Raw genomic sequence first — 15,213 nt, 5'->3', positions numbered from 1 at the left:
GTGGCGGAGTGCACCTCTCGCTGAGCGTGAAACGGATCACCCATGAGAGGGAATCTTCAGCCGAAAGCCGTTTCGGTGAGCCAGGCCGGGTCGAACTCTCCGGCAGCGACGATCACGGCCGGTCCGGTCATCTCGACGGAGCCGTCGGGGGTCTCGGTGATGCTCAGGGTGCCGCCGAGTACGTCCACGGTGTACGTGACGGCTTCGCCGGTGACGGCGGGGTCGGCCCCGTCGCGGCGGGCGGTGGCGACGGCCACCGCGCAGGCCCCGGTGCCGCAGGAGCGGGTTTCGCCGGAGCCGCGCTCGTGGACGCGCATGGCGACGTGGCGGGGGCCGCGGTCGGCGACGAACTCGACGTTGACGCCGTCCGGGTAGGCGGCGGCGGGGGTGAAGGGCGGGGGCGCGTAGAGGTTGCCGGCGTCGTCGAGGCTGTCGACGAAGGCGACGGCGTGCGGGTTGCCCATGTTGACGTTGCGGGCGGGCCAGCTGCGGTCGCCGACGGAGACGGTCACCTCGCCGGCGGGGAGCTGGGCGCGGCCCATGGCGACGGTGACCGAGCCGTCCTTGTGGAGGTGGACCTGCTTGATGCCGCCGCGGGTGGCGACTGCCAGGTCGCCGGGCTCGACGTGGCCGGCGTGCTGGAGGTAGCGGGCGAAGACGCGGACGCCGTTGCCGCACATTTCGGCGGTGGAGCCGTCGCTGTTGCGGTAGTCCATGAACCATTCGGCCTCGCCGGCCATGGCCTTGGCCTCGGGGTGGGCGGCGGAGCGTACGACGTGCAGGATGCCGTCCGCGCCGAGGCCGGCCCGACGGTCGCAGAGGCGGGCGACGGCGGGGGCGGGCAGGTCGATGGCGTTGTCGGGGTCCGGGATGATCACGAAGTCGTTCTCGGTCCCGTGGCCCTTGAGGAAGGCGAGGCTGCTGGTCACGGCTTCATGGTAGCGACCGCCCCGGCGGCCGGGGCGGGGCCGGGGCCGGGCGCCTGGGTGCGGCCCGGCGGCTACCTCAGCCGGGCTACGCGCCAGACCGCGAGGGCGACCAGGGTCAGGGCGATCAGGGTGTAGAGGGCGATGACGCGCCAGTCGGAGCGGATGCCGGAGCCGCGGGCCGGGAGGCCGGGCCAGGTGTAGCCGACGCGGCGGGCGGCCATCATGCCCCAGCCGCCGGCGCAGGAGCTGATCAAGAGGCCGAGCATGGCGACCACGGCGCCGCCGTCGCCGAATTCGAAGGCGAGGGGGAAGGCGAACATGAGGGAGCCGGCTGCGGCGAGCATGACGATCGGGGCGAGCTGCCAGATCCGCAGGCGGCGCTGCGGGCGCAGTTCGACTTCGACGGCGGGGCCGGAGGACTCCTCCGCGCTGTCGGGGCTGTCCGGGCCGTCCGGGGTCAGCCGGGCGGGGTCGGCGGGCAGGCCCAGTCCGTCCTGGGCGCCCACCGCATCCGTCAGGTCCGGGTCGGTCACGTCCGTGAGCTCTACGTCCTGAACCATTGGGTCCGCTTCGCTCCGGGCGTCGCCCCGTTCGGTGTCGCGAGGGCCGGCCTCCATCGCCACGTGCCCTCCCCACTCGGACTTCGTACGCTGCCGTTCACCGCCGGTGACCGCACCGTCGGAATTTGATGATGGCACGCCACGAGCCCCCCGACAGGCGCGCGGAGCGTCCCGATGCCATCACGTGATCAGGCTGTAACCGCTCGTTCGACCAACGACTGCGCGAGTCCGGCGAGTTCCCGGCGGTCCGCAGCGGCCCCGCTGAGCCAGTGGACGCGCGGGTCGCGGCGGAACCAGGAGTCCTGGCGGCGCGCGAACCGCTTGGTGGCGCGTACGGTCTCGGCGCGCGCCTCCTCCTCCGTGCACTCCCCCGCCAGCGCGGCCAGGATCTGCTGGTAGCCGAGCGCCCGGGAGGCGGTGACGCCCTCCCGCAGCCCCTGCGCCTCCAGTGCGCGCACCTCCTCGACCAGGCCGTCCTCCCACATCCGGTCGACGCGCAGGGCGATCCGCTCGTCGAGCTCCGGGCGGGCGACGTCCACCCCGATCTGGAGGCAGTCGTAGACGGATTCGTGCCCGGGCAGGTTGGCGGTGAAGGGCCGGCCGGTGATCTCGATGACCTCAAGGGCCCGGACGATCCGGCGGCCGTTGCTGGGCAGGATGGCCGTGCCGGCGGCCGGGTCGGCGGCGGCCAGGCGGGCGTGCAGGGCGCCGGGGCCGCGGATCGTGAGTTCCTCCTCCAGCCGGGCCCGGACGGCCGGGTCGGTGCCGGGGAACTCCATGGCGTCCAGGGCCCCGCGCACGTACAGGCCGGAGCCGCCGACCAGCACCGGGGTGCGGCCTTCGGCGAGCAGCCGGTCGATTTCGGCGCGGGCCAGCCGCTGGTACTCGGCGACGCTGGCGGTCTCGGTGACGTCCCAGATGTCGAGGAGGTGGTGCGGGATGCCGCCGCGTTCCTCGGTTGTCAGCTTGGCGGTGCCGATGTCCATCCCCCGGTACAGCTGCATGGAGTCGGCGTTGACGACCTCGCCGCCGAAATGGCGGGCCAGGGCTACGCCCAGATCGGACTTTCCGGCTGCGGTGGGACCGACGACGGCGATGACCCGCGGGGCGGGGGCTGCACTTCTCACCGGAACAGTCTCGCAAACCCGGCGACAGCTACCCGAACGAGTTACGTGACGGGTCGTGCGCGGGGTCGTTGCCCTGGCGAGGTTCCGGCCGGGGCGGCGCGCCGTGACCGGGTCGGAACTTCACCCGCACGAGTAACGTTGGAGGAGTAGACAATGGGCGTTTTTGATCGGTTTCGTCGCCGCAAGGACCGGGCTTCGACCGAGGTGGCCGAGGAGTCTGCGGCGGGTGCGGTGACCGCGGAGGCTCCTCAGGCCGCGGCGGCGGAGTCCGGAGCGGAGACGAAGAGCGGAACCGAGCCGGCCGCCGTGGAGGGAGTGGAGATCCCGAAGCAGCAGTCCGCGGAGGCAGCCGCGGACAGCGAGGCCGGCGAGGGCGCCCGCAGGTAGCTACCGCCAGGAGAAGGTGACCCATGGGTCTGCTGGACAATCTGAAGGCCAAGCTCGCGCCGGCGAAGGACAAGGTCGGTGACCTCGCGCATCAGCACGAGGGCCGGATCGGCCACGGACTGGAGAAGGTTGCCAAGGCCGTGGACTCGAAGACCAAGGGCAAGTACAGCGACCGGATCGAGACCGGTACGAGCAAGGCGAAGGACGCCCTGGGCAAGATCGCGCACAAGGATGAACCGGGCGGGCCCACCCCGCCGCCCGCGTCTTCCTGACGCGGTCGCCGGAAAGGGGCGCGGGGCACACCGCCCGGCGCCCCTTTCCCGTGGCCTTCTGCGGACCGCTCCGCTCAGGACCAGGTGGCGACGAAGTAGCCGACGCCGTAGGGCGCGTCCTCGTACAGCAGTCGGCCGGCCAGGCCGGCGTCACGGGCGGCACCGGCCAGTACCTGCCAGGGGGCCCGGCCGGCGGCCTTGAGTTCCTGGGCGAGCCCGGGATCGATCGCTTCGAGTGCCGGTACGTCCGCCGAGCCGAGGGCCCGGGCGGCGGCGTCGTCGAAGGCCTCGGCCCGGTCGTCCAGATAGCCGGGGGCCTTGAGGGTGCGGCAGGCGCTGCCGTCGCCCAGCACGAGCATCGCCACCCGGTCGGCAGAGCCGCCGAGGTCGGCGCCGAGCGTGCCGCAGCCGCCCGGATGGAGCCCCTCCGCGACGGCCACTCCGGCGATCTGGGAGGATGCCCAGCCGGCCTGCCCGAGCAGCCAGGCCCCCACCGCGAGGGAGACCGGGAGCTCGTCCCCGGTGGCTTCCCCGGCCGGTTCGTCGGGGTCGGTGCCCAGGGTGACGGTCAGGTCCACGCCGAATCCGGCGAAGGACCCGCGGGTGCCTTGGTCGTACCCGCCGCCCTGGGCAGCGGCTCCGACCACCACGAGGAGGTCGGGCCGGGAGGCGGCGAGCACGGCGAGCGCATCCGAGCAGGCGGTGCGGGCATCGCGCAGCTCCTCGGCGGCCCCGGCGGCCACCGCCGGGACGAGTAGCGGCGGGGCAGGACAGACAGCGGCGGCTACGAGCATGATCGCAGCCTAACGGCAGCCACCCGGCCCCGCGGAGCCCCGGCGTCCCGGTTCCGTACGGCCCCCAGGTGCTCGGGCCTGCCCGGTCCCGCTGCCCCGCCCGTCTTCGCGGAGCCTCGGCCCCGGCCCCGCGGAGCGCCCGGCGTCACTGAGCCCCAGACCGTTGGACGCGACGGCCCCGACGCCGCGAGCCGACGGACTCGGGGCCGAGCCGTGCGAGCGGCGCGTCCGGAAGCAGCGACGCGCCCGACCCGCGAAACCCCCCGGCCCGGTGCGCCCGCGCGGGCCCCGCGCCTCGGGCGCCGCCGGACTCGGGTCCACCCTGCGGGGACCGCCGGACGGAGTCCGGCGCAGCGGCGCGAAGCCGGTGAGGCCCCCCCGGGGCCGAGCCGTGCGAGCGGCGCGTCAGGAAGAGGAAATGGCGCAGCCGCCCGTTGCCGCCGGGAGGGGGGCCGGGGCGCCCAGCGTCGGGATGCCGAGCATGACGCCCTGCGGCTGCGCCGGGGCGGCGTTCCGCTTCTCCCAGGCGTCGCCCGCGCGGGTACGGCGTACCGCCGTGGTCGGGCCCTCGGCCAGCAGGTGGTGCGGGGCGGCGTAGGTGATCTCGACGGTCACCACGTCGCCCGGGCGGACCTCCGCATCCGGCTTGGTGAAGTGCACGAGGCGGTTGTCGGGGGCGCGGCCGGAGAGGCGGTGGGTGGCGCCGTCCTTGCGGCCCTCGCCCTCCGCGACCATGACCTCCAGGGTGCGGCCGACCTGCTTCTTGTTCTCCTCCCAGGAGATCTCCTCCTGGAGGGCGACCAGGCGCATGTAGCGGTCCTGGACGATCTCCTTGGGGATCTGCCCCTCCATGGTGGCCGCCGGGGTCCCGGGGCGCTTGGAGTACTGGAAGGTGAAGGCGTTGGCGAAGCGGGCCTCGCGGACCGTGTGCATGGTCTGCTGGAAGTCCTCCTCGGTCTCGCCGGGGAAGCCCACGATGATGTCGGTGGAGATGGCCGCGTGCGGGATGGCGGCGCGGACCTTCTCGATGATCCCGAGGAACCGCTCCTGCCGGTAGGAGCGGCGCATCGCCTTGAGGACCGGGTCCGAGCCGGACTGCAGCGGCATGTGCAGCTGCGGCATCACGTTCGGGGTCTCGGCCATGGCCGCGATCACGTCGTCGGTGAAGTCGCGCGGGTGCGGGGAGGTGAAGCGGACCCGCTCCAGGCCCTCGATCTCGCCGCAGGCGCGCAGCAGCTTGCTGAAGGCCTCGCGGTCGCCGAGGTCGGAGCCGTAGGCGTTGACGTTCTGGCCGAGCAGGGTGATCTCGGAGACGCCCTCGCCGACCAGCGCCTCGATCTCGGCGAGGATGTCGCCGGGGCGGCGGTCCTCCTCCTTGCCGCGCAGCGCCGGGACGATGCAGAAGGTGCAAGTGTTGTTGCAGCCGACGGAGATCGAGACCCAGGCGGCGTAGGCGGACTCGCGCCGGGTCGGCAGGGTGGAGGGGAAGGCCTCCAGCGACTCGGCGATCTCGACCTGCGCCTCTTCCTGGACGCGGGCGCGCTCCAGCAGGACGGGCAGCTTGCCGATGTTGTGCGTACCGAACACCACGTCGACCCACGGGGCCTTCTTGACGATGGTCTCGCGGTCCTTCTGCGCCAGGCAGCCGCCGACGGCGATCTGCATCCCGGGGCGCTTGGTCTTCATCGGGGCGAGCCGGCCGAGGTTGCCGTACAGCTTGTTGTCGGCGTTCTCGCGGACCGCGCAGGTGTTGAAGACGACGACGTCGGCGTCCCCGTCGGAGCCTTCGGGGGCCCGGACGTAGCCCGCGTCCTCCAGCAGACCGGAGAGCCGCTCGGAGTCGTGCACGTTCATCTGACACCCGTAGGTGCGGATCTCATAGCTCTTGTTCACGCCCACTGCCTGGCTCCGGTCGCTGCTGGTCATGGAACAAGGGTAGGCGGTGCCGGCGGCGGGCTCGGTCGGCCGGACCGTGACAGGAGCGCGGGCGGCTGGCAGGATCGCGCGCATGCCCCTCGTACTGCCCCGGATGCCGCGGCCCAGCAGGCGCCGCGTCCTGCGGGGTCTGGTGGCCGGGCTTGTCGTGCTCGGGGTGCTGCTGTGGTGGCTGTGGCCGTTCGGGAAGACGGAGCTGCCGGGTGAGCTGACCTTCAGTACGGGCGTACGGACGGGTGTGTACCACCGGTACGGGGCCCTGCTGGAGCAGGCGCTGGCCCGTGACATACCCGAGGTGGACGTGCGGCTGCTGCCCAGTGAGGGCTCGCAGGAGAACCTGGAGCGGGTGGCTTCCGGGAAGGCCGCCTTCACGGTGGCCACGGCCGACGCGGTGGCCAAGTACCGGCAGGACGGGAAGCCCGGCGCGGACGGGCTGCGCGGGGTGGCCCGGCTGTACGACGACTACGTCCAGCTGGTGGTGCCGGCCGGGTCGCCGGTCCAGTCGGCGCGGGACCTGCGGGGCAAGAGGGTCGCGGTCGGCCAGCCCGGGTCGGGGGTCCGGCTGATCGCGGAGCGGCTGCTGACGGCGGCGAAGCTGGATCCGCGGCGGGATGTCACCGAGGTGTCCATCGGCATCGACACCATGCCGGCGGAGCTGGAGGCGGGGCGGATCGACGCGTTCTTCTGGTCCGGTGGACTGCCGACGAACGCGGTGCGGGAGCTGTCGGACCGCTTCGAGATCCGGCTGGTGCCGCTGGGCGACCTGGTGCCGGAGCTGCAGGGCAGCGGAAGCCCGGCCCGCCACTACCGGGCGGCGGTGATGCCGCAGGATGCGTACGCGCGGGCGCGGAACACCTCGGCGGTGACCACGCTGGCCGTGCCGAACCTGCTGGTGACGACGGAGCGGACGAGTCCGGAGCTGACGGAGCGGTTCACGCGCACGGTGATCTTCAGCCGTGACGACATCGGCCGGGAGGTCCACGCGGCCCAGCGGGTGGACCTCCGTACGGCGATCTACACGGACCCGCTGGAGCTGCACGAGGGCGCGCGCCGGTACTACCGCTCGGTCAAGCCGTAGCCCGCTCCCGGGTCTGGCTAGGCCGGAAGCAGGTTCACGGCTGCCGCTGCCGCGCCGATCAGGCCGGCGTCGGTGCCCAGGGCGGCCGGGACGATGCGCAGGTCGCGGACGAAGTCGAGGGTGGCGTACGTCGGCAGGTGGGCGCGGACCGGGCCGAGGAGGGTGTCGCCGGAGGTGGCGACTCCGCCGCCGATGACCGCGATGTCGGTCTCCATCAGGGTGGCGGTGGCGGCGATGGCCGCCGCCAGGGCCCGGCCCGCGCGGTCGAAGGCGGCCAGGGCGACCGGGTCTCCGGCCCGGGCGGCCGTGGCCACCCCGGCTGCCGTGGGGTCCGGGCCGGTCCAGCCGTGGTCCCGGGCCCAGCGGGCGATGGCGGTTCCGGAGGCGATCGCCTCGACGCAGCCGCGCCCGCCGCACGCGCACTCCTCGCCGGCGAAGTCGACGCTGATGTGGCCGATGTGGCCGGCGTTGCCGGTGGGGCCGGGCAGCAGGCGCCCGCCGAGGACCAGGCCGCCGCCGACGCCGGTGGAGACGACCATGCACAGGGCGTTCGCGTGCCCCCGGGCGGCGCCCAGCCAGTGCTCGGCCGCCGTCATCGCCACCCCGTCGCCGACCAGGACGGTGGGGACCGGGCGGCCGTGCGAGGCCAGCGCGGCCTCGGTACGGGCCAGCACCGGGTAGTCGCGCCAGGCCGTGATGTTCACCGGGCTGACCGTCCCCCCGGCGGAGTCCACCGGGCCGGCGCTGCCGATCCCGCAGCGCCGTACGGCGGGCCAGGCGGGATCCCGGGCCAGGTCGGCGACGACCTCGGCGACCGCCGCCATGACGCCGTCGCCGTCCACCCCGCGCGGGGTGGGCCGGCGGGTGGTCGCGGTCATCGTGCCGTCGGGATGCACCAGCGCCCCGGCGATCTTCGTACCGCCGATGTCGATCGCGGCGGTCAGCCCGACGGCAGGGTCGACTGCGGGATCGCCTGCGGCGCCCCCGCGCGGGGCGGGCAGGGCGGAGGTCGGGGTGGGCGTGGTCACGGTGGCGTCGCTCCTGGAGGTGGTCGGTTCAGTATGCGCGCGGCGGCTGCGCCGTGCTCTCAGGGGGTTGGGCCGTCTCTTCCGAGGGGTGTCCGGGGGATCAGCGATCCGGAACCGCAACACGCGGGACGGGGCCGAACCGCGGCGGTCCGGCCGGGCCCGGACGGGTACGGGCCATCTGCCGTACGGACGCGTACGCCCCGGTTCCGGAGCCGCCGCAGGTCAGGGCCGTGCGCCCGGGCCCATCCGGTCACTCCGGGGGAAAAGGCCGTGTTGACTGCACGGCCGGCAGACCGTCAGGTTGTGCGGATCCGGCAGACCACCGCCCGCCTCCCAGGACCGCCCATGCTGCGATTCGGCGTCAACTACACCCCCACCCGGGGCTGGTTCCACCATTGGCTGGACTTCGACCTCAACGAGGTGAAAGCCGATCTCGATTCGGTCGCCGCACTGGGCCTGGACCACATCCGGGTGTTCCCGCTGTGGCCGCTGTTCCAGCCGAACCGGACGCTGATCCGGCCGCGCGCCGTCGAGCAGCTGGTGTCCCTCGCGGATGCGGCCGGCGAGCGCGGGCTGGATGTCTCCGTGGACGGCCTGCAGGGGCACCTGTCCAGTTTCGACTTCCTGCCGGCCTGGACCCGGACCTGGCACCGGCGGAACCTGTTCAGCGATCCGGAGGTGATCGCGGGGCAGGAGGAGTACCTGCGCACGCTGGCCGCCGCGCTCGCGGACCGGCCCCATTTCCTGGGCATGACGGTCGGCAACGAGATCGGCCAGTTCTCGGACTCCCCGCATCCGGACCCGGACCGGATCACCCGGGAGCAGGCCGGGCGGTGGCTGGAGCGGATGCTGGCGGCCTGCGAGGCGGGGGCGCCGGGGCGGTTCCATCTGCACGCGGAGTACGACGCGTCCTGGTACCGGGACGGCCACCCGTTCACGCCGGCGCACGCGGCGCGGCTGGGTGCGGCCACCGCAGTCCACTCGTGGGTGTTCAACGGGACCGCCCAGCGGTACGGACCGGCCGGCACGGCCACCGAGCACCACGCCGCCTACCTGATCGAGCTGTCGAAGGCGTGGGCGGTGGATCCGCGGCGGCCGGTCTGGCTCCAGGAGGTGGGCGCCCCGGCCCCGTACATCGGGCCCGGGCAGGCGGCCTCGTTCACGGCGGCGACCGTGGCCAGCGCCCTGGACTGCCCGGACCTGTGGGGGGTCACCTGGTGGTGCTCGCACGATGTGGCACGGGAGCTGGCGGACTTCCCGGAGCTGGAGTACGACCTGGGGCTGCTCACCAACGACCGCCGGGTGAAACCGGCGGGCGAGGCGATCGCGCGCATCGTCGCCGACCTGCGCGGGCGGCCGGACCACCGCCCTCCGCCGCGCAGTACGGCCCTGGTCCTGGACGTGGGCGGCGCGGAGGCCGCACCGCACCGGTCGGTGTGCGCGCCGGGCGGGGAGTTCTTCGAGGCCTGGGCCCGGCTCACCGCCGACGGGGTCCGCCCGGCGGTGGTGCTCGCCGACCACCTCTCTGGCCGTGCCCATCTCGCGGCGCGCGGCATCACCGAGCTGATCACTCCGGCGGAGGTCCGCTGACCCCGCAGGGCGACCCCGACCCCCCGAAGGAGACGCATGTCCGAGACCGGCAAAGAGGTCGACGCTCGTACGCCGCTGAATCCGCCGCAGGGTCCGCCGCTGCGCCCGCACCCAGGTCCGCCGCTGCGCCCGACCGCGCGCCCCACCCGGCGCCGGATGCTGGCCGCGGGCGCGGGTGCCGGGGCCGCCGCCCTGCTGGGCGGGACCGCCGACCCGGCCAGTGGTGCCACCCCGGCCGCGGCCCCCGCGGACCTGGCCCCGTACGCCTCCTACTGGTTCCCCGACACGCTGCCCGCCGGCCGCCCCGGCCCCGGAATCGTCTGGCGGTCGCTGAGGGAGTGGACGCCCGAGTCGGACCCGGACCTGGCCTACAACACGGCGAGCGTGCCATTGGCGAAACGATTCACCCCGGTGCCGCCGAACGCCACCGCCCGGGCCGGGCAGGCCCGGATCGCCTCCCTGGTCTCCTTCGGGAGCACCGCCGGGAACCCGGCCCAGGGCTCGCCGTCCTCCGACGCGTACGCGTTCGGCCATTGGGCGTACCTCGACGAGCTGGTGTTCTGGGGCGGCTCCGCCGGCGAGGGCATCGTGCTCGCGCCGAACGCGCCCGTCACCGATGCCGCCCACCGCAACGGGGTGCGGGTGCTGGGCAATGTGTTCCTGCCTCCGGTCGCGTACGGCGGTGACCTGCAGTGGACCCGGGATCTGGTGCAGCAGGACGCGGTCGGCCGGTTCCCGGTCGCCGAACAGCTGGTCCGGGTGGCGGTGGCGTACGGCTTCGACGGCTGGTTCGTCAATGCCGAGACCGATGGCGGGGACAGCGGGCTGGCGCGCCGGATGCGGGAGTTCCTGCGGGCGCTGCAGGTCCGTGGCGCGGCGCACGGCCTGCGGATCACCTGGTACGACGCGATGAACTGCACCGGCCGGGTGGGCTGGCAGGGCGCGCTCAACGACCTCAACCAGGAGTTCTTCGAGGACCGGGCCGGGCGGGTGGCGGACACGATGTTCGTGGACTTCGGCTGGCGCAACCACGAGGAGAAGCTGCGTCCTTCCGGAGACCGGGCCGACCGGATCGGCCGCAGCCGGTACGAGCTGTGGGCGGGGGTGGATGTGGAGTCCCGGGGATGGGACACGGCCGTGCCGTGGGACGAGCTGGTCCCGCGGGCGGGCCGGCACCTCGTCAGCTACGGCTTCTACCGGCCCGAGTGGACCCGCAACCACCTCGCCGACCGCTCCCCCGGTGCCTTCCATGCCGCCGAGGACCGGTTCTGGACCGGGGAGTCGGGGGACCCGTCCCGGCCGGCCCCCGAGCAGGGCTGGCGGGCGCCCGCCACCGTGGTGGCCGACCGGTCCACGATCACCGCCCTGCCCTTCGCCTGCGGGTTCAACATCGGGCACGGGCTGCGCTGGTACGAGGAGGGCAGGGTGCTCTCGCCGGTGCCGTGGAACCACCTCGGCCTCCAGGACCGGCTGCCCGGCCGCCGCTGGGTGGTCGTTACGGAGGGCGAACGGCCCGCCGTCACGCTGGACTTCGCCGATGCCTGGCGCGGCGGCTCCAGTCTGCTGGTCGAGGGCCGGCTGACCGCCCCGGCCGAGGTCGGGCTGCACGCCACCCGGCTGCCGCTGTCCCGGAGCACCGTGCTGGAGCTCACCCACCGCACCGAGGCGGGCCCGGTGGCGGTGGAGGTCGGGATCGCCGGCCGCGAGCCGGCCGCCCCGGGCGGGCCCGTGCCGTACACCTGGCTGCGGGTGGCGGCGCCCGGTGCCGGCCAGGGCTGGTGTACCTCCCGGGTGCGGGTGGCGGCGCCGGCCGGAGGGACCGCGCACGGCCTGGCGGTACGGCTCACCGGGCGCGACGGCCGGCCGGTCCGCTGGCGGCTGGGCATGCTGGCGGTGCACGACGGGGGTCCGGAGCGGCCGGCCGCGCCCACCGGCGTGGCGGTGGACGCATCGGCCCGTACGGGCGACCGGGTCGCCGCGCTGCGGGTGTCCTGGCGGCGGGCGCCCGGCCCGGTCCGGCACCACGAGCTGGTCCGGGTGCTGCCGGACGGCAGCCGCCGGTTCCTCGGCGGGACCTGCGGGACCGCGCTGTACGTGCCCGCGCTGGAGCGGGCCGGCCGGGAGCGGGCGACGGTGCTGGAGGTGCGTGCGGTCGGCGAGCGGTACACCGCCTCGGCGCCGGCGCGCACCCGCTACGGCTGGTAGCCGGAGCGGGAGCGGGCCTCCGGGCCGGCCGGAGCCGCCGGGCACGGGGCCGACGGGGCCGGCTGGGCGACGTACGGCACACGCACACGGGTGCGCTGGCCGGCCGCCCCGGCCCGCCCGTCAAGAGGCGTGCGGGGCGGTGCGCGGGACGGCCACCGTCACCCGCAGCCCGTGCGGCGGGTTCGTCTCGTACGAGAGGGATCCGCCGCCGGCGGCCAGCAGGGCCCGGGAGATGGACAGGCCGAGGCCGGAGCCCTTGATGTTCTGGTGCCGGCCGCTGCGCCAGAAGCGGTCGCCGATGCGGTCCAGCTCCTCCTCGGTGAGGCCGGGGCCGCGGTCGGCGACGACGACGACGGCCTGCCCTTCCCCGGCGGCGACCGACACCTCGACCTCCTCACCCGACGGAGTGAACTTGAGGGCGTTGTCGATGACCGCGTCCAGGGCGCTGGACAGGGCGATGGGGTCGGCCCAGCCGGTGACGGCGGCCCGGCCGGTCGACGTGAGCCGGACGCCCTTCTCCTCGGCGAGCGGGCGCCAGGCGGCGACGCGTTCGGTGGCGAGCTCTCCGATGTCGGTGAGGCGGATCTCGGCGGAGGCGTGCTCGGCGAGCGCGAGGTCCAGGAGGTCGTCCAGGACCTGCGCCAGGCGCTTGCCCTCGGTGCGGACCGAGGCGATCTCCTCGTTCCCCTCGGGGAGTTCGAGGGCGAGCAGCTCGATGCGCAGCAGCAGTGCGGAAAGCGGGTTGCGGAGCTGGTGGGAGGCGTCGGCGACGAAGGCCCGCTGCTGCTCCAGCACCTCTTCGACGTTGTCGGCCATCTCGTTGAACGAGCGGGCCAGCCGGCGGAGTTCCGGCGGGCCGCCGGATGCCGCGACCCGGGAGTTCATCCGCCCGGTGGCGATGCCGTGGGCGGCGGCGTCCAGGGTGCGGACGGGCTTGAGCACCCAGCTGGTGAGGCGCAGGGCCGCACCGAAAGCCACCAGCATGGCGGCGGCAAGGCCCGCTCCGATGAACAGCCAGCCCTGCAGGGTGCGGGACCGCATCTGGTCGGTGGGTGATTCGGTGACCACGACGGCGACCACGTCCCCGTCGAGGACGACCGGGGAGGCGACGAGCAATTTGCCGTGCGGCTGCCAGGGCCAGACCTGGCCGGGGTCGTGGCTGCGCCGGCCCGCGAGAGCCTCGTTGAAGGCCCGCTCGGCCTCGTCGGTGTCGGGCAGCCGCCACCAGCCGGGGGCGCGGGCCATGGCGTTGCCGTCGCGGTAGAAGATGCCCACCCGGATCCCGTAGAGCTCCTGGTAGCGGGCGAGTTCGGACTGCAGGGTCTCGCGGCGTTCGTCGGCGCCCTTGTCGCCGGAGCCTTCGGAGTCCACGACGAACTGGGCGAGGGCGGCGAACCGGGCGCTGTCGTCGATCCGGTCGACGACCACCCGCTGCTGCTGTCCGGCAGCCAGGCTGACGGCGAGCGGGAAGCCGAGGGCGAGCAGGACGCCTGCCATCAGGACGACGAGCAGGGGCAACAGCCGGGCGCGCACGGCGGCGGGCCCCCTAGGAGGCGCCCGGGCCGGGAGCCACGAGCCGGTAGCCCACCCCGCGCACCGTTTCGATCAGTGCGGGCATCCGCAGCTTGGAGCGCAGCGAGGCGACATGCACTTCGAGGGTGCGCCCGGTGCCCTCCCAACTGGTGTGCCACACCTCGCTGATGATCTGTTCCCGCCGGAAGACCACGCCGGGGCGCTGTGCGAGCAGGGCGAGCAGGTCGAATTCCTTGCGGGTGAGCGGTACGTCGGTGCCGTCGACGGAGACCCGGCGGGTGGGCAGCTCGATGCTGACCTGGCCGAGCCGGACCAGTCCGGGGGGACCTGCGGGGCTGCGGCGGGGGCCGGCCGGGGCGCTGTCGTCGGCGGCCGATCCGCTGCCGGTGCTGGTGCGGCGGGCGACGGCGTGGATACGGGCGAGCAGCTCGCCGGTGTCGTACGGCTTCACGACGTAGTCGTCGGCGCCCATGTTCAGGCCGTGGATCCGGGAGCGGACGTCACCGCGGGCCGTCACCATGATCACGGGGATGGCGGTGCGCTTGCGGATCTTGCCGCAGACCTCGTAGCCGTCCTGGTCGGGCAGGCCGAGGTCGAGCAGGATCACCCCGTAGGGAGGGGTGGAGGGCGGGGTCTCGGCAGGCAGCAGTGCCTGCAGGGCCTCCTCGCCGTTGCGGGCGTGGGTCACCCGGAATCCGTGCCGGGCCAGGATCGCGGACAGGGCCGCGGCAACGTGGTCGTCGTCCTCGACGAGCAGCAGTCTCATTCTGGGCCCCCTTTCGTGATCGCGCTCAGTAAAACAGCACCACAGGGGCATCACGCAAGGCGCCTGTCCTCGTCCACGCAGCGTGTTCGAGGGAAGCCGTATCGTTATGCTCAATTCTCGCTCAGATGTGATGACGGTGTGCACACCCTCTCACTACTGTCCTCCCAACCGAGGAGGACGGAGCTACAAGCCGATGAGCGGAGTATCAGTGACCAAGGGCGCCGGGGCGGAGGACTCGACTCCCGCAGCGGACGACCTGGTCGTACTGAGCAACGTCAACAAGCACTTCGGCGCGTTGCACGTGCTTCAGGACATCAATCTGAGCATTGCGCGCGGCGAGGTCGTCGTGGTGATCGGCCCGTCGGGTTCGGGCAAGTCGACCCTGTGCCGGACCATCAACCGGCTGGAGAGCATCGACTCCGGCACCATCACCCTGGACGGCGCCGAACTGCCCTCCGAGGGACGGGAGCTGGCCCGGCTGCGCGCCGATGTCGGCATGGTGTTCCAGTCGTTCAACCTCTTCGCGCACAAGACGGTGCTGGAGAACGTGCTGCTGGGCCAGTTGAAGGTCCGCAAGACGCCGTTCCCCGAGGCCGAGGCGAAGGCCCGGACCCTGCTGGACCGGGTGGGCGTCGGCAGCCAGGCCGACAAGTACCCGGCGCAGCTCTCCGGTGGCCAGCAGCAGCGCGTGGCGATCGCCCGCGCGCTGGCCATGGAGCCGAAGGTGATGCTTTTCGACGAGCCCACCTCGGCCCTGGACCCGGAGATGATCAACGAGGTGCTGGAGGTCATGCAGCAGCTCGCCGCCGAGGGCATGACGATGGTCGTGGTCACGCACGAGATGGGCTTCGCCCGCTCGGCGGCCAACCGGGTCGTCTTCATGGCCGACGGGAAGATCGTCGAAGAGGCGGCGCCCGAGCAGTTCTTCAGCAACCCGCGCAGCGACCGCGCCAAGGACTTCCTTTCGAAGATCCTGCACCACTGAGTTTCCGGTCTGGTACTGATCCGG

The 15,213-nt window shown here is 73.6% G+C and carries 14 protein-coding genes; 6 read left to right on the top strand and 8 right to left on the bottom strand.

What is annotated here, in order from left to right:
- Positions 1-56: 56 nt before the first annotated feature.
- From dapF to miaA, 3 genes are all read right to left on the bottom strand, one after another.
- Positions 57-929, bottom strand: a complete 873-nt coding sequence (gene dapF, locus ABT123_RS03505) for a diaminopimelate epimerase (RefSeq protein ID WP_351309162.1) — start codon at positions 927-929, stop codon at positions 57-59.
- Positions 930-1,000: 71 nt separating this feature from the next.
- Positions 1,001-1,552 carry a hypothetical protein gene (locus ABT123_RS03500; RefSeq protein ID WP_502970849.1) on the bottom strand — a complete coding sequence of 184 codons (552 nt, stop codon included), beginning with the start codon at positions 1,550-1,552 and terminating at the stop codon, positions 1,001-1,003.
- A 125-nt stretch (positions 1,553-1,677) separates the two neighbouring features.
- Entirely contained in the window at positions 1,678-2,616 is a 939-nt protein-coding gene (gene miaA, locus ABT123_RS03495; protein WP_351309160.1) for a tRNA (adenosine(37)-N6)-dimethylallyltransferase MiaA, read from the bottom strand.
- A gap of 153 nt (positions 2,617-2,769) precedes the next feature.
- Here miaA and ABT123_RS03490 point away from each other — a divergent pair, with 153 nt between their 5' ends.
- Positions 2,770-3,003, top strand: coding sequence for a gliding motility protein (locus ABT123_RS03490; RefSeq protein WP_351309157.1), 234 nt, complete (start codon positions 2,770-2,772; stop codon positions 3,001-3,003).
- A 23-nt stretch (positions 3,004-3,026) separates the two neighbouring features.
- Complete coding sequence (locus tag ABT123_RS03485; protein ID WP_351309154.1) at positions 3,027-3,275, top strand: antitoxin; 249 nt, start codon at positions 3,027-3,029, stop codon at positions 3,273-3,275.
- A 74-nt stretch (positions 3,276-3,349) separates the two neighbouring features.
- On the opposite strand, the gene ABT123_RS03480 is transcribed toward ABT123_RS03485, so the two are convergent.
- Together ABT123_RS03480 and miaB are read right to left on the bottom strand one after the other, a co-directional pair.
- Positions 3,350-4,069, bottom strand: coding sequence for a class III extradiol dioxygenase subunit B-like domain-containing protein (locus tag ABT123_RS03480; RefSeq protein WP_351309152.1), 720 nt, complete (start codon positions 4,067-4,069; stop codon positions 3,350-3,352).
- 405 nt (positions 4,070-4,474) lie between these two features.
- Positions 4,475-5,995, bottom strand: coding sequence for a tRNA (N6-isopentenyl adenosine(37)-C2)-methylthiotransferase MiaB (gene miaB / locus ABT123_RS03475; protein ID WP_351309149.1), 1,521 nt, complete (start codon positions 5,993-5,995; stop codon positions 4,475-4,477).
- 82 nt (positions 5,996-6,077) lie between these two features.
- Here miaB and ABT123_RS03470 point away from each other — a divergent pair, with 82 nt between their 5' ends.
- Entirely contained in the window at positions 6,078-7,082 is a 1,005-nt protein-coding gene (locus ABT123_RS03470) for a TAXI family TRAP transporter solute-binding subunit (protein WP_351309147.1), read from the top strand.
- A gap of 17 nt (positions 7,083-7,099) precedes the next feature.
- Here ABT123_RS03470 and ABT123_RS03465 read toward each other — a convergent pair whose 3' ends face one another.
- Positions 7,100-8,026 (bottom strand): ROK family protein, encoded by a 927-nt coding sequence (locus tag ABT123_RS03465; RefSeq protein ID WP_351309738.1) that lies wholly within the window; start codon positions 8,024-8,026, stop codon positions 7,100-7,102.
- A gap of 429 nt (positions 8,027-8,455) precedes the next feature.
- Between ABT123_RS03465 and ABT123_RS03460 the strand changes: the two genes are divergently transcribed.
- Positions 8,456-9,700, top strand: coding sequence for a glycoside hydrolase 5 family protein (locus ABT123_RS03460; RefSeq protein WP_351309144.1), 1,245 nt, complete (start codon positions 8,456-8,458; stop codon positions 9,698-9,700).
- A 156-nt stretch (positions 9,701-9,856) separates the two neighbouring features.
- The gene (locus ABT123_RS03455) at positions 9,857-11,905 is read left to right on the top strand and encodes an endo-beta-N-acetylglucosaminidase (RefSeq protein WP_351309736.1); all 2,049 of its coding nucleotides are present in this window, start codon (positions 9,857-9,859) and stop codon (positions 11,903-11,905) included.
- Positions 11,906-12,025: 120 nt separating this feature from the next.
- Here the strand turns inward: ABT123_RS03455 and ABT123_RS03450 are convergent, their stop codons facing one another.
- Both ABT123_RS03450 and ABT123_RS03445 read right to left on the bottom strand, forming a co-directional pair.
- Positions 12,026-13,438, bottom strand: a complete 1,413-nt coding sequence (locus ABT123_RS03450; protein WP_351309142.1) for a sensor histidine kinase — start codon at positions 13,436-13,438, stop codon at positions 12,026-12,028.
- Positions 13,439-13,451: 13 nt separating this feature from the next.
- Positions 13,452-14,204: a response regulator transcription factor gene (locus ABT123_RS03445; protein WP_351309139.1), complete on the bottom strand. Its 753-nt coding sequence runs from the start codon at positions 14,202-14,204 to the stop codon at positions 13,452-13,454.
- A 193-nt stretch (positions 14,205-14,397) separates the two neighbouring features.
- Between ABT123_RS03445 and ABT123_RS03440 the strand changes: the two genes are divergently transcribed.
- On the top strand, positions 14,398-15,189 hold the full coding sequence (locus ABT123_RS03440) for an amino acid ABC transporter ATP-binding protein (protein ID WP_351309136.1): 792 nt from the start codon (positions 14,398-14,400) through the stop codon (positions 15,187-15,189).
- Positions 15,190-15,213: the final 24 nt, after the last annotated feature.

Origin of the sequence: Streptomyces sp. NPDC002054 (genome assembly GCF_040296685.1) — a bacterium.
In the GTDB taxonomy this organism is placed as follows: Bacteria; Actinomycetota; Actinomycetes; order Streptomycetales; family Streptomycetaceae; genus Streptomyces.
The sequence above is the reverse complement of the archived record's forward strand: the minus strand, read 5'-3'. Positions and strand labels throughout refer to the sequence as shown.